Genomic DNA, 20,881 nt, shown 5'->3' with positions numbered 1-20,881 from the left:
GAGGTGCAAAGATACGATATCAGAAAGCCTTTGTCAAGTAATTATTGATTTTTAAATGTTATCTAAGAATCTTGGTAGATATTTAATGTTTTTTTTAGAAAATTAGTATTTACATTTGGTGTTTTCTGTAAAAAACAGTTAATTTAGTGCATTTAAAAGTTGTTTTTGTCAATTAATTTGCCTTGTTATGAGTATTGAAAACGAAAATCCTGAAAATGAAAAACTTAATTCTGAAGTCAATCCTTCTGAAAATCAATCAGTAGAAGAAGTGACTGCAGGAGAAGTTTCGGAAACTGAAACTCCAAATTCTGACCCTGATGTTAATCTTTCTGAAAAAGAAATTACTAAAGAAGAAAATTTGGAAACAGAAACTGAACATCAGGAAATCGAACTTGCTGAAGAAAACTATTCCAATTTTTCTTTGAAAGAAACTTTGAATGAAATGGAGACTATCGTGAACAAAGACGATGCATTTTCTTTTTCGAAAAAATTCAATGCGCTCAGAGACCATGCTAATCATAAATTGGCGGACGAAGTTGAGGAGAAAAAGCATGAATATCTTGAACAAGGTAATCCGGAAGAACATTTCGAATTCCACCATCCACAAGCCTCCAGGTTGTCCGCATTGGTAAATATTTACAAAGAGAAACTTGACAAATTCCATAAAGCGCAGGAAGCTGACCATCAGAAGAATCTGGAAGAAAGATTATCCATTATCGAAAGACTGAAAAATCTTTACACCAGTTCTGAGCCGGGTGTCAATCTTTTCAAATCGATCAGAGAAGTAAAAGAGGCTTGGGGAAATGCCGGCCAGGTTGCAAAATCTGAATTCAAAAACCTGAATAACAACTATTTCCATCACCTGAAAATGTTCAATGAGATGTTGGACCTTAACAAGGAATACCTTGAGCAGGAATTTGCCCATAACCTTGAAAAGAGACAGCATATCATTCAAAGAGCAAAAGAATTATTGGACGAAAAAGTGGTTCAAAAGGCATTGAATGAATTACAATATCTGCACAAACTTTGGAAAGAAGAAGCAGAACCTGTTGCAGAAGAATTCCGTGAAAAAACCTGGGATGAGTTCAAAGAGATCTCTAACAAGATCCACGAAAGAAAATCTGAACTGATCGCAGTTTTAGAATCTGAACAACAGGAGAACCTTGATAAAAAAAATAAGATCATCGAGGAACTTAAAACCTTGGCAGCACCACAAAATATCAATCATTCGTTTTGGCAGCAAGCTATAAAGAGAGTGGAGGACCTGCGTACAGAATTCTTGAAATTGGGACCTGTTCCCAAAAAATTGTCCAATCAGAATTGGACAGATTTCAAACAGGCTCTGAGAGATTTCAATACCGCTAAAAATGATTTTTATAAAAATCTCAAGGGTTCTCAAGTTCATAATTTAGAAGAAAAATTAGCCCTGATAAAGACCGCTCAGGATAATATGAATTCTGAGGATTGGGATATTGTGGTTCCGCTTTTCAAAAAATTACAGGAAGATTGGAAGAAAATTGGACATGTTCCTAGAAGTCAGGCTAATAAAGTTTGGGATGATTTTCGTGATGCTTGTAATACCTTCTTTAAAAATTATAGAGAAAAGAATAATGCCGCAGGTGATAACTGGAAAGAGAATTATAAGAATAAAAAAGCGCTTCTTGATGAGTTAAAAGCTTTAACGGACGAAGAAGGTTCTGTTGAAAAGATAGAAAACATCAAAAATGCATGGAATGCAATCGGGAAGGTACCGAAAGATAAATTGTCGATCAATACGGAATTCAATAAAACACTTAGAGAGAAATTGAAACTCAATAAAATCAATGAGTTCGATTTGAAAGAGGAAAACCTGTCCGAGAGTCAATTAACCGATAAAGCAAGAAAAATAAAAAATCAAATTACCGACTTAGAAGCAGAAGTTGTCCAACTGGAAAATAATTTGGCGTTCTTCAATTCGCCAAGTAGAGAAAATCCTCTTTTGAAAGATACTTACGATAAATTGGACGGTAAAAAAAAGCAACTTGAAAGTTTGAAGGTCACACTTCATAATATTATTGCCGGAGAATAATTTTAACGATTAAATATAATATGCAAATCCCCTTTTTAAAGGGGATTTTTTATTTTGAAACAATTTGTAAATAATTATTAATATTCAAATTCAAAAAAATAAAGAGAGTCTTGTAAAAAAATGATATTTTTATAATCCGTATTTAAAAATATCGATATGCTGAAAAAATACTTATTTGCGTTTGCTGTTTTCCCCGCTTTCATATCTGCTCAGGCTCCGGAAGGATATTATTCCGGGACAGAGAATTTGACAGGTTATATGCTGAAGACCAAGCTGCATGATATTATTTCGACAAAAACATACAATTGGAATTATGAAGATTTGAAAACGTTGTATGGGCAGACGGATATTGATAAATATTATGATTACGATGCCAGTAATACAATCTATTTGCTGGATATTTATTCTAATAACCCAACCGGGACTACAGCTTATCATTATACATTAAATAATATAATCGGGAGCGCCAATGCGGAAGGCCTGGGTTGGAATCGTGAGCATATGATGCCTCAAAGTTCCTTTAATAGTGCTTATCCCATGTATTCGGATCTGTTTTTTGTTATTCCTACAGATGCAAGGATCAATCAGTTGAGAAGTAATTATCCTTACGGAAAAGCAGGTTCTACTGTTTATTATAATTTTACCAATGGGTCAAAACAAGCCGCTAATGGAACACCAAATGCAACTTATACAGGAAGGGTCTTTGAGCCAATTGATGAGTTCAAAGGTGATATTGCAAGGTCATTATTATATTATGCTGTAAGGTATGAGGGGAAATTAGGAAGTTTCAATTATACAACAAACGCTGCGGATCCTACAAAAGACCAAAATCCTTTGGATGGGACGGAAGAAAAAGCTTATGAGAATTGGTACATCGCGATGCTCCTCTATTGGCATCAGCTGGATCCTGTTTCGCAAAGAGAGATTGACAGGAATAATTCGGTTTTCAATATTCAGAAAAACAGGAATCCGTTCATCGATCACCCGGAATGGGTTAATTTGATTTGGGATCAAACTCCGGACAATGTTGCGCCAGCGGCTCCATCTTCTCTTTTATTGGAAAGAAATTCTGCATATTTCGTAAACTTAACTTGGCAAGCAAACACGGAATCCGATGTTTTAGGATATAAAATTTATCAGGACGATGTTTTGATTGGAACTTCAAAAACTAATTCTTTCTCTGTAGACCACCTGACCCCGGATACAACTTATAATTTTACCGTTAAAGCTTATGACAATGCATATCTGGAAAGCCCTCAAAGTAACACCTTGAATGTTACAACTTTGGCAACAGACGTTTTTGCAAAAGACCTGCAGATAGTCAAATACCTTGAAGGGACTGGAAATAATAAAGCTTTCGAAATAGCTAATAGGACAGGGCATAAGGTCAACCTGAATGGTTACAAATTATACATCCAATACAAAGGAACTGCTTATTATTTTGGAGAGCCATTTGAATTGGAAGGCGAGATAGAAAACAATCAAAGTTTCGTGGTTATTAATCCGAATGCTAATTTCAGTTGTTTCGATGTCCCCAATGCAAAATTCGTAACGGCAGCACCATCTCTTACTTTTACAGGAAACAATTATGTTGACCTCTCTTACAAATCCGGAACTGTAGATGCAGTTGGAATTAAAGGTCAGGATAACACAAATGCCAACAAGTCACTTTACAGAAACCCGGCTGCCATCAATCCTACAGCTACTTTTGATATCAACGAATGGACAGCCTATGTCTCAGATTATTGTCAAGGTCTGGGCGTTTTGGCGGTTAATGATATCGTGAATCGTAATCTTGATTTCAATATTTATCCAAATCCGGTTGTTGACAGAATCAATGTTACGGGTAATGTTGCCAAAGCGAAATCTGTACAGATCTACGATCTTTCCGGAAAATTGATAAAGAATATCTACGATCCGTTTATTAGCGAAAAATCAATTGATGTTCACTCATTACTTCCGAATACCTACATTCTGAATATTGATGGTCAATCCATCAAGTTTATCAAAAAATAAAATTTATTAAAATATATTTCAAGAGTCTCTTTTCCTAAGAGACTTTTTTGTTTTATAATTTGGGCAGCTTGATTCGCCTTCCACTCCCGCTTTTTTCTTTTTTTATTAAAAAAAGAAAAAGAGCTCCGTTCAAGTCGGGCTGCTAAGATTCTCCGTTTCAATAATGCGTTATGAACCCAATATTTACAAAACCGAATTTAATGTAAAAATTTCGTAAATTTGTACATAAATCTAACAGTAAAAAGTTTAATTGGAAATCGAAGTGATTCGCGAGTTCCTTTTAAAAAAATGAAACATTATGAGTCAAAAGAAAGAAATGCTTTACGAAGGTAAAGCTAAACAGGTTTTCGCTACCGAAAACCCTGATGAAGTCGTTGTTCGTTACAAAGACGATGCTACAGCTTTCAATGCACAGAAGCGTGGCCAATTCGATAGAAAAGGCGAATTGAACAATGCGATTTCTACCCTTATTTTCGGATATCTTATCGAAAACGGAATCCCGACACACTTCATTGAGAAATTGGATGACAGGGAACAATTAGTAAAAAAAGTGGATATCATTCCATTAGAAATGGTTGTTCGTAATTATGCTGCGGGAAGTATGGCTCAGAGATTGGGTGTGGAAGAAGGCACCAGATCTCCAGTTACGATTTTCGATATCTGCTACAAAAAAGACGAGTTAGGGGATCCGTTGATCAACGATTATCACGCCGTGTTTTTAGGAGCAGCAACTTTCGAAGAATTGAAGGAGATGTACGCTTTGACAGGCAAGATCAACGACCTTTTGATTGCTTTGTTTGATAAGATGAATGTGATTCTTGTCGATTTCAAAATCGAATTGGGAAAAACCTCTGATGGTAAAATTGTTTTAGCGGACGAGATTTCTCCGGACACCTGCAGGCTTTGGGACAAAGATACCATGAAGAAGCTTGACAAAGACAGATTCCGAAGAGATTTGGGCGAGATCACGGAAGCTTATGTTGAGATTTTTGACAGATTACAAACTGCTCTAGAAAAGTAAAATCCGAGAAAAATTAAAATGGATTTAGAATTTCAAAAATATAGCACATTACCAAAATATGCTTTCCAAAACCGCTATCAGGAATTCGAGGAAACCAAACATCTTTCAAAACAAGGGTTAGGAGCTTATCCTTTTGATAAAATGGAAGAGGAATGCGGGGTTTTCGGATTGCATTCTACAGAGAATTTGGATACATTTTCTTTGTCTCAGTTCGGGCTTTTTGCTTTACAACACCGGGGGCAGGAAGCCTGTGGAATTGCAGTTGGTAATAATGGGAAAATCCTTTCCGTAAAAGATGAGGGTTTGGTCCTGGATGTTTTCAAGACGATTGAAGAGCCTCAGCAATATATGGGAAGTACCGTTATAGGGCACACAAGATATACAACTGCAGGAGACAAAAAGAAATATAATTTTCAGCCGTTTTTTGCAAAGAATGAATATGACCAGATCATACTTTCCATAGCTCACAACGGGAATCTTACCAACGCAAAACAACTTAGAAAAGAACTAGAGGACGAGGGAGTTGTTTTTCGTGCGACTTCTGATACCGAAGTTATTCTGAGACTGATCCAGAAAAATTTGGATTTAGGACTTAGAGGAGCGATCAAAGCAACGATGGAAAAAATCGAAGGTGCTTATTCTGTTGTTGGGATTACAAGGAACAAATTTTTTGCTTTCCGTGATTTTAATGGAATCAGGCCTTTGGTTCTAGGAGCAATTGATGAAAATACATTTGTAGTAGCTTCTGAGACGTGTGCTTTGGATGGAGTAGGAGCGCAATATGTACGCGACATTCTTCCTGGCGAGATTGTTTATACGAGTGATAATGAAGATGGTTTGCAGTCTTATCTCGTAAAAGATGATTGTGTAAACAAAATCTGCGCGTTCGAATATATTTATTTTGCAAGACCGGATTCTACCTTGGAAGGGATCAATGTGCATGAAGTAAGAGAGAAATCTGGAATGAAGATATGGGAACAGGCACCTGTTGAGGCGGATATTGTAATTGGAGTTCCGGATTCTGGAGTTCCGGCTGCGATCGGGTTTTCTAAGGCTTCCGGCATTCCTTTTAGACCGGTTTTGATCAAGAACCGGTACATTGGACGTTCGTTTATTATTCCATCTCAGGAGATGAGAGAGCATTTTGTAAATCTAAAGCTCAATCCGATCATTTCCGAGATGAAGGATAAAAGGGTCGTGATTATTGATGATTCTATTGTAAGGGGAACAACGTCTAAACGTCTTGTTAAGATTTTGAAAAATGCGGGTGTTAAGGAAATTCATTTCAGAAGCGTTTCTCCACCAATCATTGCACCTTGCTTTTTAGGAATTGATACGCCTACAAAAGATGACCTGATTTCTGCCAATATGAACAAAGAAGAATTGAGAAAATATCTGGATGTTGACAGTCTGGAATTTCTGAGCGTCGATAATTTGATAGATATTTTAGGTTCGCCAAATCATTGTTTCGGATGTTTTACAGAAAAATACCCAGTAAAAAACCCAGATGAATTGGCATTTGTAGATCAAGGTGACTAGAATTTGGGCATCCTTTCTCCGTGATAAATATCAAATTGATTTAAATCAATTGCAAATAAAAAAGGTCGCCAGAACAAATATTTGTTCTGGCGATCTTTTGTTTTTATTAAGTCTACTTTATTATTAAAAACAAAAAACCCCAACCGAAGTTGGGGTAAAAACTAATAACCATGAAAACTCAAATTAAACATGAGAATCGAAATTAAAGTAACAAATACTGTGCCAGAAAAATCGACTCTTTGAAAAAGAATTTCCGTTTGCAAACATAAGTAAAAAATATTGTAAATTTGCAATTCTTAAAAAAATAAATAAAAAAAATGTCGGGAAAAATCACTTTTACCATGATCAAGCCAGATGCAGTAGCGGATGGACACATTGGAGCGATTCTTGGAAAGATCAGCGAGGCTGGTTTTAAAATCAAAGCTTTGAAATTGACTCAGTTAACTGTAGCTGATGCTAAAAAATTCTACGAAGTACATTCGGAGAGACCCTTCTACGGGGAATTGGTTGACTTTATGTCTTCTGGGCCAATCGTAGCTGCGGTTCTTGAAAAAGACAATGCGGTTGAAGATTTCAGAACTGTAATAGGTTCTACAAATCCTGCCGAAGCGGCTGAGGGAACTATCAGAAAGCTGTTTGCAAGAAGCATCGGGGAAAATGCGGTTCACGGTTCTGATTCGGATGAGAATGCTCTTATCGAGGCTCAATTTCATTTTTCAGGGAGAGAGATTTTCTAATTGCATCTGAAAGATCAAATATATAAAACAGGCTATCAATTTTGATAGCCTGTTTTTTTGTTGTATGTTGTCAATAGCCCCGATAGTAGCGGCATCCTTTTTTATTTTTCTTAACCTTGTCTTCTTTTAAATGAGAAATATTCTGAAAAATAAAAAAGATATAGCGGATAGCGGGATCAAGCTCCTAAAATTTAAGTAACTCAATAGTTCTTTCCGGGTCTTGGGAAGAGAAAACGGCATTTCCTGCAACCAAAACATCTGCGCCGGCTTCGAAAAGTTTGGAGGCATTGTCCAGATTCACACCACCATCAATTTGGATCAAGGCTGTTGAGTTGTTGCTAAGGATCAGATCCTTGGTCTCGCTGATCTTCTTATAAGTATTCTGAATGAATTTTTGCCCCCCAAAGCCGGGATTAACGCTCATCAATAGAACCAGGTCTACATCTGCAATAATATCTTCCAGCATCAAAACCGGTGTCGCAGGATTGAGAACAACGCCTGCCTTTGCACCTTTGTCCTGAATCTGGTGGATGGTTCTGTGAAGATGTGTGCATGCTTCGAGATGAACAGAGACCAGGTCGGCGCCATATTCTATGAACTCTTCCACGTATTTTTCCGGTTCAACAATCATAAGATGTACATCCACGAATTTTTTGGCGTGTTGCTGCACAGTTTTCATCACAGGGAATCCGAAAGAAATATTCGGGACAAAACGTCCGTCCATCACATCTACATGGATCCAGTCTGCTTGGGAATTGTTCAGCATCTCGATGTCTCTGTGTAGATTTCCAAAATCTGCAGAAAGAAGCGAAGGTGCTATAAGTTTGTTTTTCATTTTTAGACTTTTTATATTTTTCCATAGGTTTTGCCTACGGCTATTGATATTTAACCTATTGGTTTTTAGTGATATTTCAGCTTCATTGTCGGTTCGATTTTCAAAAGACTTTCATAGATCAATTTGATGACATTGCTGACATCTTCTTTTGAAACCATCTCTACCGTTGTGTGCATATATCGCAAAGGTAACGATATCAATGCGCTTGGAACACCGCCATTGGAGTGCGCAAATGCGTCTGTATCCGTTCCCGTTGCCCTGCTTGCAGCGGCTCTTTGGAATGGGATTTCTTTTGCTTTGGCCGTATCAATAATTAATTCTCTGATCGTATGATGAACACTGGGAGCAAAGAAAACCACAGGTCCATCACCACATTTTTGATCACCTTCTTTTTTCTTTTCGATCATTGGTGTTGTTGTGTCATGTGTCACATCTGTCACAATGGCAATGTTTGGTTTGATGGTATCAGCGATCATATCTGCGCCATAAAGTCCTACTTCCTCCTGGACAGAATTGGTGATGTATAGTCCGAAAGGCAGTTTCTTTTTATTTTCCTTTAAAAGCCTTGCAACCTCGGCAATCATAAATCCTCCAATCCTGTTATCCAGCGCACGACAAACGAAATATCTGTCATTCAGTTCAAAAAACTCATCCGGATAAGTGATCATGCATCCTACGAAAACTCCCAATTCTTCCACTTCTTTTTTGGAAGTTGCACCACAATCGATGAAGATATTGTCTATTTTTGGTGTTGGTTCATTTTGATTGGTGCTTCTTGTATGGATTGCGGGCCACCCGAAAACACCTTTTATGATACCTTTTTCTCCATGGATATTCACTACTTTGGATGGTGCGATGGTTTGGTCGGAGCCGCCATTTCTGATGACATAGATCAGTCCGTCATCCGTAATATAATTCACATACCAGCTGATTTCGTCTGCGTGGGCTTCTATAACTACTTTCAACTCTGCTTCGGGATTAATGATTCCATATGCTGTACCATAATTGTCAACTTCTATTTTATCAACAAAAGGTTTGATGTAATCCATCCAGATTTTCTGTCCTTTATGCTCATAACCTGTCGGTGAAGCTGTATTTAAATATTCTTCTAAGAATTTAATTGATTTCTTTTCGAATTTCATATGTAAAGGGAATGATTTTTGATGTTAAGATTTGTTAATTTTTATGTGGGTAAAAGTAATGAATTTTGATAAATTGATTCCAATTCTTTTTCTGTTTGTTGGTGTATTTTGTTTTTCACAACAAGATACTTTGAAGATTAAATCGTTTGACGATATTCCAAAAAGCAAATTGAAAAAAGATGAGTATGGAAATGAGTATTATTATGATGAGGCCCAAAAAGCTAAAATCTATAAGATAAATGGAGAACAGGTGATTGTAATGGATGAGTTGACCTTGAGGGCAAACCCACACTTCAATAATCAATTAGATAGAAATTTCTATTTTTTCCTTAATAAAAAACTGAACCGTGTTTATCCGTTATTTCTAGATGCCTTGGAACAATATCGTAATATTCAGAAGGAAAGTGCTAATCTGAAAGGCTCTGAAAGAAGCCGGTATATGAAAAAAAGACAAACCGAATTGGCGGCAAGTTATGAGAAACAGTTGAGAGGATTGACAACTTCCGAGGGACAGGTTTTTGCTAAATTAATGAATCGTGCCACGGGTAAGACAGTTTATGAGATCATCAAGGAATTAAGAGGCGGCTGGAGTGCTTTTTGGTGGAATGTGAAAGGAAATATTGCTGATGTAAGTTTGAAAACGCCTTATGATCCACATAAATATAGAGATGACCTTTTCATAGAATCTTTGTTGCAATCCAATTGGAATTTAGGCTATCTACAACCATATCCTGGCGCAAGTGAATATAAAATAAATAAATAAATAAAAAAAATGCATTACACTCGTAATGCATTTTTTTATTTATAATTCTGTTATCAGATAATTTTGATATTTATTTTTGTCGAAACTAAATAATGAAGGGGATAATGTTTGGTTTTCTTTATAATTGCTAATTGTTATGACTGCGATTTCGTCATTCGTAGAAAGTTGTTCAAGCTTGATCAGTTTTTTCTGAGGTGAATTGACATATAAGGTGACACTTTTCAATCCATTGGCTTTTACGGGCGTCATTTTAATTATATCTACAGGGATTCCACTAATTGTTTTCTTTCCGGTATAGCTCACATTATATTCTTTTTTATAAGAATCCAAATAGCTTAATGGTGAAAAATGAACTTGATCATCATTAGCTTTTGAAATGGTGACTTCTTTGTCGTCATCATTGATATTGTAAAGCTTGTTGCCGTCGAATATCTGTTCGGTTCCCATTATTTTCAACTTATACCTTGTATTGTCAGAATAGAAAATACCCGTCTGATTTTGACTTGTTTTAGCATTCCCGGTAGAATACGAGAATTTGAAGTAAGAATTTTTTTTGCTCTTATAGCTTTTGGTGATGTCATCCAGGATAGTCTTGGATTTGCTATCGATTGTTTGACCATAAGCTATCAGATTGATACCTAAAAATGTAATGATTGAAAAAGATCTTACAATATTGTTTTTCATTTATTATTTAAGATTTATTGATACAAAGTTAAGTTTTCAATATTGATACCAAACTTTTCAAATGATAAATTTTGTTAAGGGAAATCATAAAAAAACCTTTTCAGACAAAAAGCTGAAAAGGTTTTTTATGTTTAGAATATTTCTTCGGGTTATTCCACAATAAGCTTCTCTGCGTTAGATTTTCCGTTCTCGGTAATCACGACAAGATAAGTCCCTTTAACAAGTCCTTTTGTGGAGATAGAATCAGAGCTGTTTTTCTTTCTTTCAAGAGATTTTACCAGTTTTCCGTTCATATCAAGAATTTCAACTTTGATTGTTTCGTTCCCAACTGTTGGAGCAGCTTTGATAAAGAATTCTCCTTTTGAAGGATTAGGATAGATTCCGAAACTTTTATTTTTTACAATATCCTCCGTGGCAAGTATACAGTTGCCAGGGACAGCAAAGTTTTCCACCTGGTCGGTAATACTTGTAGCGGTTCCGGCTGAAGCATTAACGCCTAATCCCCTTCTTGCAAATACTTCCCATATAAGGCAAGTGTCTTCTCCACCGGCTAATTCTGCAGCTTGAAGAATGGCATTTCTACCAGAAACAAAGTCAGGATTGCAAGGTTGTAGTTTTAAGCCATCCATTACAAGTTGTAATGTTCTAGCGCTTCCAGAATTAGGATCCGCAGTTACATCATAATTGTATCCATATTTTTCAGCCATTTTCCAATGAAGGTCCCAAAGCATAGTTGCCCAGATCTGTCCTACTGCATGCGGTTGCCCACCCGTACTGTTTGTATAAGCATAAGTGAATGGATTGGCATTCATGTCCGTGGTATATCGGTAGCTTCTGATTCCCAAAGCTGTAGGAGCACTGTTGACAGAATATGTAGCAATTCCTCTACCTGTTGTAGATGTATAACTAGGTGTGTTGGTCAACATCAGAGCGAAGAAATCTGACCATCCTTCTCCCATTTGTTCCAAATTTGTTAAACAGCTGTATCCTTGTGCTGTCAATCTGTTGGAAATCCCATGTCCATATTCGTGTACGATCACTCCATTGTCAAAACTAGAGTTTTTGTAACCGACAGCTAGGTCTTTTAAATTGACATTCACGGTTCTGCCGGCATTAAGTTCTGAGGTTATAAAGTCACCTTCATCCTTAGGGATCATGATAGAAGGAATAGATACGTTTGTAACGTTTGCAACGTTAATATCTGTAACCGTATTAGAAGCAGTTCTATGGACGATCATACCGATAGCTCCGGCATCTTGGACAGTCTTTGCTTTTACATTATAGCCACAGCTGGTAGTGTTTACCATGGCTATTTTGCCGGTAAGGCTGCCTGCGGTAAGAGCTGTACACCCTGTTGCTACAGAAGGTATTACGACATCTGCTGTGATCCCGATTTCCATCAGTTGTCTTCCAAAGTTGGCAGAACCAGTGTTGACAGGTGGTCTGGTTGCAAGTACAGGGTCTGTATAGAATAATCTTTGTTTCAGTGGGACGGAATAGTTCCATAGATACATTTGCATTCTTGGGGCTTGGGTGCTGTAGGATCCGTTACTATTCAATATTTCGTAACCAGAAGCGAAGTTAGCATTGTTGTAACCACTTCCATCAAGAGCTTCTGCTCTCACAGCATCGTTTCCAGCGCCTCCTTTGCCAAAATTGTTGGATTGGAAGTTTCTGGTGGCTTCCGTAAATCCAAATTTATACATGATATCATGAACCATGTTATTTGCATAGAAAAGATTGGTTACAGTTGAGGCTCTGTTTTCGTATTGACTTAATGTAGGGGATTCTGCAAAAGGAAAGTCGAAGGTAAGACTTCCTGTTGTAGTACTTGTAGGAGAGAAGCCTGCTGTATTGGTTCCACTATTATCAACATAAGCTAAAACGTTATTACCATAAGTGTTGGTATAATTTAAAGTTACATTAGAATGCCAGCCTTCTGGTGATGCGGTCGGGTCCCAAGGATTTGTTACAATAGATCTGGATCCGAAAGTGGGAGCTTCTACAGGAAAAGCAAATACATTGTAGCTGGCATCGGTTACTGCTTTGGAGTGGTTTGGTTTTGAATTGAGATTGTTGTTTAAATGGCTCAGCAAATGAGAAGAATTATCCTCTGATTCGCTGAAACGGTCTGCATCACCGAAACTACATTCGATAATCATGTTGTTTTTCTCAAGAATTTCCCCATTTACCAGACTTACCAAAACAGAAAAATGTTTGTTTTCTTTTGCACTGTTGATAAAGAATAACTGAGCCGGAATTAAGCTGTTGTTCTTAGGAAAGAAGAAACGAATGCTTGCCACTTTATCATCAGCTAAATTGACCATTTCACCCTTGGATTCATCTACAAGCTCAAAATTTCCTTCCTTGATCTCTAGGGCCCGCAGTGCAGTAGAAAGAGCTTCTGACTTATCTATCTTGTCAGCAACAACGGTAAGATCCGCTTTTTGAAAATTGTTATTGAAGGAAATAACTTTATTGTCTTTTATTACTGCTTTTGCCAAGGATTGATAAATAGGCGTGTTTGCGTGATATTGCTGAACGTTTACAATGTTGGATCTTAAGCTGGCGGAGTTATCCTCATTTAGAATTTTGAACTCTGGTGTCACAGCATTACGGAAACTGATATCCTCTTTAATGAAGTTGCTGATCAGTTGTTTGCTGGATTGTGCGTTCACATTTGCGAATAAGAAGAAAACGCCTATGCCGGCACATTTAGTGAGTTGATTTATTTTCATATTAAAATTTATAATTAGATTTAAAATTGAGATTAGCAAAAATATTGAAAAAATTCTTTTTTTATGTAATAAATACAATTAAATTTGTGTTTATTGCGTTATTGATAAAAATTTAACTTAATTATTGATTATTTTAAATTTAAAAAAGTTTGTTCCCAACGTAAACAATATTTGGGTTTTCCAATAGTGGTGTAATATTCTCACGGAACTTCATCATATGGTCGGAAACTTGATGATTGTGAAGGTCTTCATTGGTTTCCCAGTTTTCATGGATGAAGAATACACCTTTGTTCCTGTTGTCTTCGAAGAGGTCATACTGTATGCAGCCTTTTTCTTTGCGAGTTTCTATGACTAGTTTTTTGAGCAATTCAATAGCATCCATTATTGAGTTTTCTTTGATACGGATGATCGCACTTAGGTAAATGTTCATTATATGATTCTAAAAATTTTGATTATCAAATTTATAAAAAATTATGCCTTATCAATTTTAAATATCAGATTTATATATTTAATAAAAAAAAGTGTACTTTTGGGAAAATTCAAAAAAGCGTAAAATGGCAGAATACAAACTATTGCTCCCGAGTATGGGCGAAGGAGTTATGGAAGCGACAATTATCAGCTGGATGTTTAATGAAGGTGATTTTATAAAAGAGGACGAATCTGTGGTAGAAATTGCAACAGATAAGGTAGATTCTGATGTTCCGACACCAGTTTCGGGAAAAATTGTCAAAATCCTTAAACAGAAAGATGAAGTTGCTAAAATAGGTGAAGCCATTGCGATTTTGGAAACAGAAGGTACTTCTTCAAATTCTGAAACACCTGAACCAAAATCTTACGAAGAAGTAAAAGACCAAATCGTTCAGCCAGAGCCGGAAGTTGTAAAAACTCTGGAACAGCCATTGTCTAATCATTCTGATAATTCATTCAATGATCAAAGTTCTGATTTATATCTTTCACCTTTGGTAAAGTCAATTGTTCAGCAGGAAAAAATCTCAGAAGCAGAATTAACGTCAATCAAAGGAAGCGGATTAGAAGGTAGAATTACAAAAGAAGATATTTTAGGTTTTGTGAAAAATAGAGGCGTGGGTCAGTCTGCTCCTGCTCAACAATCAGTTACACAAGTTTCTGAAGTTAAAGTTCAGCCAACTCCAGCTCAGCCAATCAGTGTAAACGAAGGCGACGAGATCATCCAAATGGATCGTGTCCGAAAAATCATTGCGGATGCGATGGTTAATAGTAAGCATACTTCGCCGCATGTAACTTCATTTATCGAAACAGATGTTACAAATGTTGTGACCTGGAGAAATGCCAATAAAAATTCTTACCAGAAAAGAGAAGGCGAAAAACTAACTTTTATGCCGATTTTTATCCGAGCGGTCGTGAAAGCCATTCAGGATTTTCCGATGATCAACGTTTCTGTGGATGGCGATAAGATCATCAAGAAAAAGAACATCAATATCGGAATGGCAACAGCGCTTCCGGATGGGAATCTAATTGTTCCGGTTATTAAAAATGCTGACCAACTCAGTTTGTCAGGTTTAGCAAAAGCCATCAATGATCTGGCTTACAGAGCACGTAATAAAAAATTGACACCAGCAGACACACAAGGTGCAACTTATACTATTTCTAATGTCGGAACTTTTGGAAACCTTATGGGAACACCGATTATTCCTCAGCCTCAAGTTGCGATTTTGGCGGTTGGTGCGATTGTGAAAAAACCTGCAGTTATCGAAACTGAGTTTGGAGATGTGATTGCAATTCGTCAGAAAATGTTTATGTCGCATTCTTACGACCATAGAGTAGTAGATGGCAGTCTTGGCGGAATGTTCCTGAAACATGTCAACGATTATCTGGAAAATTGGGACCTCAATACAGAAATATAAAATCAAAGCCTCAGAATTTTCTGAGGCTTTTTTATTTTAAATATTACATTTTTCTATAATTCATCCAACTCATCACTTCCGGCTTGTCCTTCATTCATCAGATAAGCTTTAAGGAAAGGTGTCAGGTTACCATTCATTACACCGTCCACATCAGAAGTTTCATATCCGGAACGTACATCTTTTACCAATTTATAAGGATGCATCACGTAATTTCGGATTTGAGAACCCCATTCGATTTTCATCTTTCCCGCTTCGATTTCGTTTCTGGCTTTCATTCGTTCTTCCAATTCGATTTCATAAAGTCTTGAACGTAAGAGTTGCATTGCTTTTTCTTTATTCTGAAGCTGGGAACGTGATTCTGAGTTTTCAATGATAATTCCGGTTGGTGCATGACGAAGACGAACTGCGGTTTCAACCTTATTTACGTTTTGTCCACCAGCCCCGGAAGAACGCATCGTTTCAAAACTGATGTCGGCCGGATTAATATTGATTTCAATCGTGTCATCCACCAAAGGATAGACATATACCGAAACGAAACTCGTATGTCGTTTGGCATTACTGTCAAACGGCGAAATTCTTACCAATCTGTGAACACCATTTTCACCCTTTAGGTAACCGAAAGCAAACTCTCCTTCGATTTCCAGGGTTACAGTCTTAACTCCGGCAACATCACCTTCCTGGAAATTCAGTTCACGGATTTTGTAACCTTGCTTATCTGCCCACATCGTGTACATCCGCATCAGCATACTGGCCCAGTCACAGGATTCTGTTCCGCCGGCGCCGGCTGTGATCTGTAGAACTGCGGATAACTCGTCGCCTTCGTTAGAAAGCATATTTTTGAATTCCAGATTTTCTACTTTTTCGACTAATTGAGGGAAAGATTCATCGAGTTCTTTTTCAGAATCCGGGTCTTCTTTTGCAAATTCTAAAAGAACCTGCAAATCCTCAAACTGGGAATGGATCTCTTCATAACTTTCTACCCATTTTTTCTTGGAACGAAGTTGTTTTAGGAAAACTTCAGCTTCTTTTGGCTTTTCCCAGAATTCGGGAGCGGCGGTTTTCTCGTCATCGTTGGAAATTTCAATTTTTTTCTTTTCGATCTGGAGGAACTTATGCAGGTCTTCTATTCTGGATTGTATGTCTTTTATTTGGTCTGTGTTTACCACGTTTGTATTGATTTTTGGAAAGCAAATTTACGGTTTTTATACTTATTTACTTGCTTTTATATCATACAGGAATTTCCAGAATTTCAAAATTCACGATATTTACGATTTATTTGAAAAACTATTGAGCTTATGAAAGTGAATTTATTTTTTAAAATCATATTTGTAACACTGTTTGCAATTGTGGTCAATATCTTTATTTATTTTGCTTTTGGAAGTGTTTACTCCGCACCTTTGTTCAATATAGATTCTTTCAAAGAACAGTACGAAAGTGGTGTTTATCAATACCGTTGGCTAAGTACCTCTCTTTTAATTTATATTTATAATTTTCTGGAAGGCCTTCCATTTGAAATTAGGCTTAAAATGGATTTTTGGGATAAGAATGCGCAACCAAATATGTTTTTCGCTTATGCATTTCTTAATACATTTTTTTTGATATTAACGAATATCGTTCTGCTGTTGATAACCGAAACAAAGTATTTCTTTGCAAACCAGTCGGAGAAAATATTTGTCATTACACTTTCTACATTGTCGATCGGACTGTCTCAGTTTGTGTTGGTTCCTTATGACTGCAGCAGTTATTTCTTTTTATTTGTTTTTGTCTTAATATTTTTGAAATATCTGGAAAATAAAAGATTGGTTCTGTTTCTTGTTTTGATTTCTATTTTGATGATTTCTACACTTAACAGAGAATCTTCTGCTTTGTCGCTGTCATTTGCAGCGGTTTTTTTGTATAATAAATATGGTTTAAATAAAGAAAGTTGGCAACCGCTGGTATATTTATTAATTGGTTTTTTGGCGACCTATATTGGAGTAAGATTAGCTACTGATAGTTTTGAGATTAGAAATGAAAATTTTTTTGTTGGAAATGTCACGCAAACAAGAAGTTTATTTGGGATTTTATTTTGGATAGTATTTTTTGCATTTAGTTTGTTGGTGTCCAATAATAGGCAGACAACCAGGAATATATTGATTTTTCACCTTTTTTCGCTACCGTACATTATTATGTGTTTTTATACAGGAGCTTTGTATGAGATAAGATTATATATTCCTATTTTCCTGAGCTGTCTCATGATTTCGAAACTCTCTATTGATAAAATAAAAATTAATTAAATTTTATTTGTTGATTTTCAATTAGTTATATATTTTGTTGAATTAATTTAAAAAAATCAGGCAACCATTTCAATAGTTTGCCGTCTTATAGTCAGAAAGAGAAAATGAAACGAGATTTACAACATATCTTTTCCAAAGCAAAGAAAAATGACCGACTGGCTCAGAAGAGTTTGTTCGAGATGTTTTCAGGAAAAATGTTGTCGGTTGCCAATTCGTACATCAATAATCGGAATGATGCAGAAGATGTTTTGATGAATGCTTTTTATAAAGCGTTTACGAAAATTGAAGATTGTAAGAATTATGAATCATTTCCTTTTTGGCTGAGAAAAATTGTGGTGAATGACGCCATTAGTTTCATTAGAAAAAACAAACATATTCTGTATGCGGAAACTGAATTTACAGATGCGATTGCAGAACAGACGGAAGATGTTACGGAATTTTCTCAGGATATAGATTTAGAAGTGATTTTCAAAGAAATGCCGATTGGTTACAAACTGGTTTTCAATCTTTCGGTTTTTGAGGAAAAGAAGCATCAGGAGATTGCAGAAATCCTGAATATCTCCGAAGGAACAAGCAAAAGCCAATTGAGTAAAGCAAAGAAATGGCTTCAGGATTATTTTGATCAACAACAAAACACCAAACAAAATGCAGAATCTGAAATCTAAATACGAACAACAGGAAATGAAAGTTTCTGACAGTCTTTGGGACAGATTGGAAGAGAAACTCGACCAGGCTCCTGTGAGAGAAAAGAAACCGAAAGTGATTTGGTTGCGATATGCCGCTGTGATTTTGTTAATGGTTGGTTTAGGCGGAAGTTTTCTGGTTATTAATAATAAATCTCATATTAATGAAAATCAGGAGTTTGCAAATCAGACTAATAATCAAAATACAGTTCTAACAACAATTGACCAGTCAGAGAGTAATGGAGCTGAGAAATTAATTCCAGCAAAAAATAATTCCGAAACTGATAATCAAAAATTGGCGGTTGAAAATGGGAAAAATTCTTCTAATCCACTTATATTGACGGAATCAGTTAAAAAAGTGAATCAAACTAACAATCAAATTCCTGAAAAAGAAAACATTATAAAAAAAGAAGAACCTCAGATTGTTTCTAAACCGGAAGAACAATTGGCTCAAACTGATATTCAGAAACCAAAAGAAAAAGTAAAATACGTGTCTTCGTCTGATTTACTTTTCGGAGTAGAAATAGACAAGGCCAAAACAGAAACACCAAAATCCGCAATGGGAATCAACACACCGAAAATCAAAAGCGAGTCTGATTTCCCAAACCCGAAACGTATCAAACTCTTCGGAATTACACTTTACGACAAAGATTCTACAACTACTAAATAATTAAACTATGAAATTTAAAATTTTACTTCTGGCAATGCTTTCCAGCTTTGCTACAGCACAGACTACGCTTGATAATCAGATGAAATCTTATACCGAGAAAGTCAATTCAATCGTATCGACAGAGAAAGCGAATATGAAAGCTGAAACAGATAAAATAGATGAAGCATTTTCTTCCGGAAAAATAACCAAATCAGAACAGATCGCTCAGAAAGAGGCTGTTTCTAAAAAATATGAAGCTATTATTAATGATAAAATTGAAAATGAGCGTCAGCAACTGGAAGATATCACAAAAACTGCTGTTACCAATTCGGTTTATAATACAAAACCAGACACTTTGAAAAGTAAAAATGTGATGGTTTTTGGAACCTCTGGTTTATCAATTAAAATTAAAAAGAGAGACAGGTCGCCAAAAGAATATATCAATACGAGTGCTGTCAGTGTAGGTTATGCTTTCGCAAATCTTACAAAGGACAAAGGCAGCTTCAATCCGTTTGAAAATGATTCTGAGATGAGAATCGGAAACTCGCACAGTGTTGAGGTACAGTTCAGAAAAGATAAGCAGTTGGGAAGCTTCACGAGTCCTTGGGTTTTGAGATATGGATTGGCTTACAGAACCGATACCTATATGCCGAAACGTCCGCAGGTTTTTGTTCAGGATAACTCACAATTATTTCTTGAAGATTTTCAGGAAGGAAACTTAAAACGTTCAAAACTGAGAAATGTTTACTTGACTTTACCAATTGAATTTCAATTATATCTGAATCCAAAATATACAGAATATGACGGAAAACAATATCTCGAGGTCCGAAAAAAAATGTGGAAAGTTGGATTGGGAGCTTATGCGGGAATCAATACGAGAAGCATCGTAAAAGTGAAATATCATAATGAAAACGATAAGTTCAAAAAGTATGATTATACTTTGGATGACGGCGTGAATGCTTTCTTGTTCGGCGGGAAATTCAGTTTGGGTTATGGAGGTGTTAATTTATTCATCAAAAAAGATTTCACACCGATTTTCAATAGCAAGGCAAACTTACCAAACAAAAACGGAATCCAAATCGGAATAGAAATCGCCAATATTGATTTTTAACTGATAACATTTTTCATAGAACATTCTTATACACTATTTTCTTATTAAAGCTCATATCTCGAAAGGGATGTGAGTTTTTGTCTTAAAATCCTTTGTTTTGTCATTCCGAAGGAATCTCAACAGTCTCTATCCCTTCCGAAGGTCAAAATCACATTTGAAAAATCTTCTTAATTCATTTTTGCAACTCAAAATTTTTTTATTTACATTGGCGAACAAGAATTAAGAATGAAAAATTTACAGTTAATCGGTTTGTTTTTGGTTGTGGCAGGCAGTTTTTTGCCTTTGGTCCATATTCCGATTGTTGGAAACTGGAACTATTGGAAAGTGGATAACACACTCGCCATCATACTTTGGGGATTTTCTTTATTAATGCTGGTTTTTATCCTGATTGACAAAAATAAATTCGTGAGAATAATGGTATTCTTAATGATTTTGCTTTTTGTTTTCACAATCGTTGCGATTAAGTTGAAATCTTTGGATTATTTCAGTTTTTTACCATTCAAGTCTTGGCGATCCACATTTGCCGGAATTGTAAAATTATCTTGGGGATGGTTCATAGAATTTCTTGGAGCAGTCCTGATTTTAATCGCATCAAGAAAAAATAGAATTGAACCACAAAGACACAAAGATTTTCACAAGGAAAACGATTAATTCAAAAATTTGACGAAGTCAAACCTTGTGGCCTTAAAATATTAGTAGTTAAAAAAATTGTACACTTTGTGTTTGAAAAATTAAT

Annotated in this window: 18 protein-coding genes; 12 read left to right on the top strand and 6 right to left on the bottom strand. The window is 36.1% G+C overall.

The genetic code is table 11. The annotated features are described in order from the left end of the window. Positions 1-187 precede the first annotated feature (187 nt). The 5 genes from K319_RS0104800 (at position 188) to K319_RS0104770 (ending at position 7,381) form a co-directional block, all read left to right on the top strand. Positions 188-2,068: a DUF349 domain-containing protein gene (locus tag K319_RS0104800; protein WP_027382603.1), complete on the top strand. Its 1,881-nt coding sequence runs from the start codon at positions 188-190 to the stop codon at positions 2,066-2,068. Between the two features lie 156 nt (positions 2,069-2,224). After that, complete coding sequence (locus K319_RS0104795) at positions 2,225-4,084, top strand: endonuclease (protein ID WP_156907046.1); 1,860 nt, start codon at positions 2,225-2,227, stop codon at positions 4,082-4,084. A gap of 298 nt (positions 4,085-4,382) precedes the next feature. Then, a complete protein-coding gene (purC, locus tag K319_RS0104785) occupies positions 4,383-5,105 on the top strand; it encodes a phosphoribosylaminoimidazolesuccinocarboxamide synthase (RefSeq protein ID WP_027382600.1) in 723 nt (240 codons plus the stop codon). Between the two features lie 18 nt (positions 5,106-5,123). Beyond that, on the top strand, positions 5,124-6,644 hold the full coding sequence (gene purF / locus K319_RS0104780; protein ID WP_034671361.1) for an amidophosphoribosyltransferase: 1,521 nt from the start codon (positions 5,124-5,126) through the stop codon (positions 6,642-6,644). A 317-nt stretch (positions 6,645-6,961) separates the two neighbouring features. Then, entirely contained in the window at positions 6,962-7,381 is a 420-nt protein-coding gene (locus K319_RS0104770) for a nucleoside-diphosphate kinase (protein WP_027382598.1), read from the top strand. 184 nt (positions 7,382-7,565) lie between these two features. On the opposite strand, the gene rpe is transcribed toward K319_RS0104770, so the two are convergent. Both rpe and chrP read right to left on the bottom strand, forming a co-directional pair. Then, complete coding sequence (gene rpe, locus K319_RS0104765) at positions 7,566-8,216, bottom strand: ribulose-phosphate 3-epimerase (protein ID WP_027382597.1); 651 nt, start codon at positions 8,214-8,216, stop codon at positions 7,566-7,568. A 65-nt stretch (positions 8,217-8,281) separates the two neighbouring features. Next, positions 8,282-9,358, bottom strand: coding sequence for a chryseobasin maturation metalloprotease ChrP (gene chrP / locus K319_RS0104760; RefSeq protein ID WP_027382596.1), 1,077 nt, complete (start codon positions 9,356-9,358; stop codon positions 8,282-8,284). A gap of 58 nt (positions 9,359-9,416) precedes the next feature. On the opposite strand from chrP, the gene K319_RS0104755 reads away from it, so the two are divergent. Continuing rightward, entirely contained in the window at positions 9,417-10,121 is a 705-nt protein-coding gene (locus tag K319_RS0104755; protein WP_027382595.1) for a DUF4294 domain-containing protein, read from the top strand. A 39-nt stretch (positions 10,122-10,160) separates the two neighbouring features. Here K319_RS0104755 and K319_RS0104750 read toward each other — a convergent pair whose 3' ends face one another. From K319_RS0104750 to K319_RS0104740, 3 genes are all read right to left on the bottom strand, one after another. After that, positions 10,161-10,805 (bottom strand): LolA family protein, encoded by a 645-nt coding sequence (locus tag K319_RS0104750; protein WP_027382594.1) that lies wholly within the window; start codon positions 10,803-10,805, stop codon positions 10,161-10,163. Between the two features lie 149 nt (positions 10,806-10,954). Then, positions 10,955-13,543, bottom strand: a complete 2,589-nt coding sequence (locus tag K319_RS19795; protein ID WP_051230429.1) for a T9SS-dependent M36 family metallopeptidase — start codon at positions 13,541-13,543, stop codon at positions 10,955-10,957. Between the two features lie 139 nt (positions 13,544-13,682). Next, on the bottom strand, positions 13,683-13,973 hold the full coding sequence (locus K319_RS0104740; protein WP_027382593.1) for a putative quinol monooxygenase: 291 nt from the start codon (positions 13,971-13,973) through the stop codon (positions 13,683-13,685). 124 nt (positions 13,974-14,097) lie between these two features. On the opposite strand from K319_RS0104740, the gene K319_RS0104730 reads away from it, so the two are divergent. Then, positions 14,098-15,426 carry a dihydrolipoamide acetyltransferase family protein gene (locus tag K319_RS0104730; protein ID WP_027382592.1) on the top strand — a complete coding sequence of 443 codons (1,329 nt, stop codon included), beginning with the start codon at positions 14,098-14,100 and terminating at the stop codon, positions 15,424-15,426. Positions 15,427-15,479: 53 nt separating this feature from the next. Here K319_RS0104730 and prfB read toward each other — a convergent pair whose 3' ends face one another. Then, positions 15,480-16,592, bottom strand: coding sequence for a peptide chain release factor 2 (gene prfB / locus K319_RS0104725; RefSeq protein WP_027382591.1), 1,113 nt, complete (start codon positions 16,590-16,592; stop codon positions 15,480-15,482). A 129-nt stretch (positions 16,593-16,721) separates the two neighbouring features. Between prfB and K319_RS0104720 the strand changes: the two genes are divergently transcribed. From K319_RS0104720 to K319_RS0104700, 5 genes are all read left to right on the top strand, one after another. Further along, complete coding sequence (locus K319_RS0104720; RefSeq protein ID WP_027382590.1) at positions 16,722-17,702, top strand: hypothetical protein; 981 nt, start codon at positions 16,722-16,724, stop codon at positions 17,700-17,702. A 104-nt stretch (positions 17,703-17,806) separates the two neighbouring features. Next, on the top strand, positions 17,807-18,367 hold the full coding sequence (locus K319_RS0104715) for an RNA polymerase sigma factor (RefSeq protein WP_027382589.1): 561 nt from the start codon (positions 17,807-17,809) through the stop codon (positions 18,365-18,367). After that, positions 18,348-19,055 carry a hypothetical protein gene (locus K319_RS0104710; RefSeq protein ID WP_027382588.1) on the top strand — a complete coding sequence of 236 codons (708 nt, stop codon included), beginning with the start codon at positions 18,348-18,350 and terminating at the stop codon, positions 19,053-19,055. Before K319_RS0104715 ends, K319_RS0104710 begins: the two co-directional genes overlap by 20 nt. Before the next feature lie 7 nt (positions 19,056-19,062). After that, complete coding sequence (locus K319_RS0104705) at positions 19,063-20,145, top strand: porin family protein (protein ID WP_027382587.1); 1,083 nt, start codon at positions 19,063-19,065, stop codon at positions 20,143-20,145. 225 nt (positions 20,146-20,370) lie between these two features. Beyond that, a complete protein-coding gene (locus K319_RS0104700; RefSeq protein WP_027382586.1) occupies positions 20,371-20,796 on the top strand; it encodes a hypothetical protein in 426 nt (141 codons plus the stop codon). The last annotated feature ends 85 nt before the right edge of the window (positions 20,797-20,881 follow it).

Origin of the sequence: Epilithonimonas caeni DSM 17710, from assembly GCF_000426465.1 — a bacterium.
GTDB lineage: Bacteria > Bacteroidota > Bacteroidia > Flavobacteriales > Weeksellaceae > Epilithonimonas > Epilithonimonas caeni.
This window is presented reverse-complemented; position numbering and strand designations above follow the sequence as displayed.

What these genes read in the sequence shown, in the direction of transcription:
- K319_RS0104800 (WP_027382603.1), top strand. Translation starts at nt 188, where the DNA reads ATGAGTATTGAAAACGAAAATCCTGAAAATGAAAAACTTAATTCTGAA.
- K319_RS0104795 (WP_156907046.1), top strand. Translation starts at nt 2,225, where the DNA reads ATGCTGAAAAAATACTTATTTGCGTTTGCTGTTTTCCCCGCTTTCATA.
- purC (WP_027382600.1), top strand. Translation starts at nt 4,383, where the DNA reads ATGAGTCAAAAGAAAGAAATGCTTTACGAAGGTAAAGCTAAACAGGTT.
- purF (WP_034671361.1), top strand. Translation starts at nt 5,124, where the DNA reads ATGGATTTAGAATTTCAAAAATATAGCACATTACCAAAATATGCTTTC.
- K319_RS0104770 (WP_027382598.1), top strand. Translation starts at nt 6,962, where the DNA reads ATGTCGGGAAAAATCACTTTTACCATGATCAAGCCAGATGCAGTAGCG.
- rpe (WP_027382597.1), bottom strand. Translation starts at nt 8,216, where the DNA reads ATGAAAAACAAACTTATAGCACCTTCGCTTCTTTCTGCAGATTTTGGA.
- chrP (WP_027382596.1), bottom strand. Translation starts at nt 9,358, where the DNA reads ATGAAATTCGAAAAGAAATCAATTAAATTCTTAGAAGAATATTTAAAT.
- K319_RS0104755 (WP_027382595.1), top strand. Translation starts at nt 9,417, where the DNA reads ATGAATTTTGATAAATTGATTCCAATTCTTTTTCTGTTTGTTGGTGTA.
- K319_RS0104750 (WP_027382594.1), bottom strand. Translation starts at nt 10,805, where the DNA reads ATGAAAAACAATATTGTAAGATCTTTTTCAATCATTACATTTTTAGGT.
- K319_RS19795 (WP_051230429.1), bottom strand. Translation starts at nt 13,543, where the DNA reads ATGAAAATAAATCAACTCACTAAATGTGCCGGCATAGGCGTTTTCTTC.
- K319_RS0104740 (WP_027382593.1), bottom strand. Translation starts at nt 13,973, where the DNA reads ATGAACATTTACCTAAGTGCGATCATCCGTATCAAAGAAAACTCAATA.
- K319_RS0104730 (WP_027382592.1), top strand. Translation starts at nt 14,098, where the DNA reads ATGGCAGAATACAAACTATTGCTCCCGAGTATGGGCGAAGGAGTTATG.
- K319_RS0104720 (WP_027382590.1), top strand. Translation starts at nt 16,722, where the DNA reads ATGAAAGTGAATTTATTTTTTAAAATCATATTTGTAACACTGTTTGCA.
- K319_RS0104715 (WP_027382589.1), top strand. Translation starts at nt 17,807, where the DNA reads ATGAAACGAGATTTACAACATATCTTTTCCAAAGCAAAGAAAAATGAC.
- K319_RS0104710 (WP_027382588.1), top strand. Translation starts at nt 18,348, where the DNA reads ATGCAGAATCTGAAATCTAAATACGAACAACAGGAAATGAAAGTTTCT.
- K319_RS0104705 (WP_027382587.1), top strand. Translation starts at nt 19,063, where the DNA reads ATGAAATTTAAAATTTTACTTCTGGCAATGCTTTCCAGCTTTGCTACA.
- K319_RS0104700 (WP_027382586.1), top strand. Translation starts at nt 20,371, where the DNA reads ATGAAAAATTTACAGTTAATCGGTTTGTTTTTGGTTGTGGCAGGCAGT.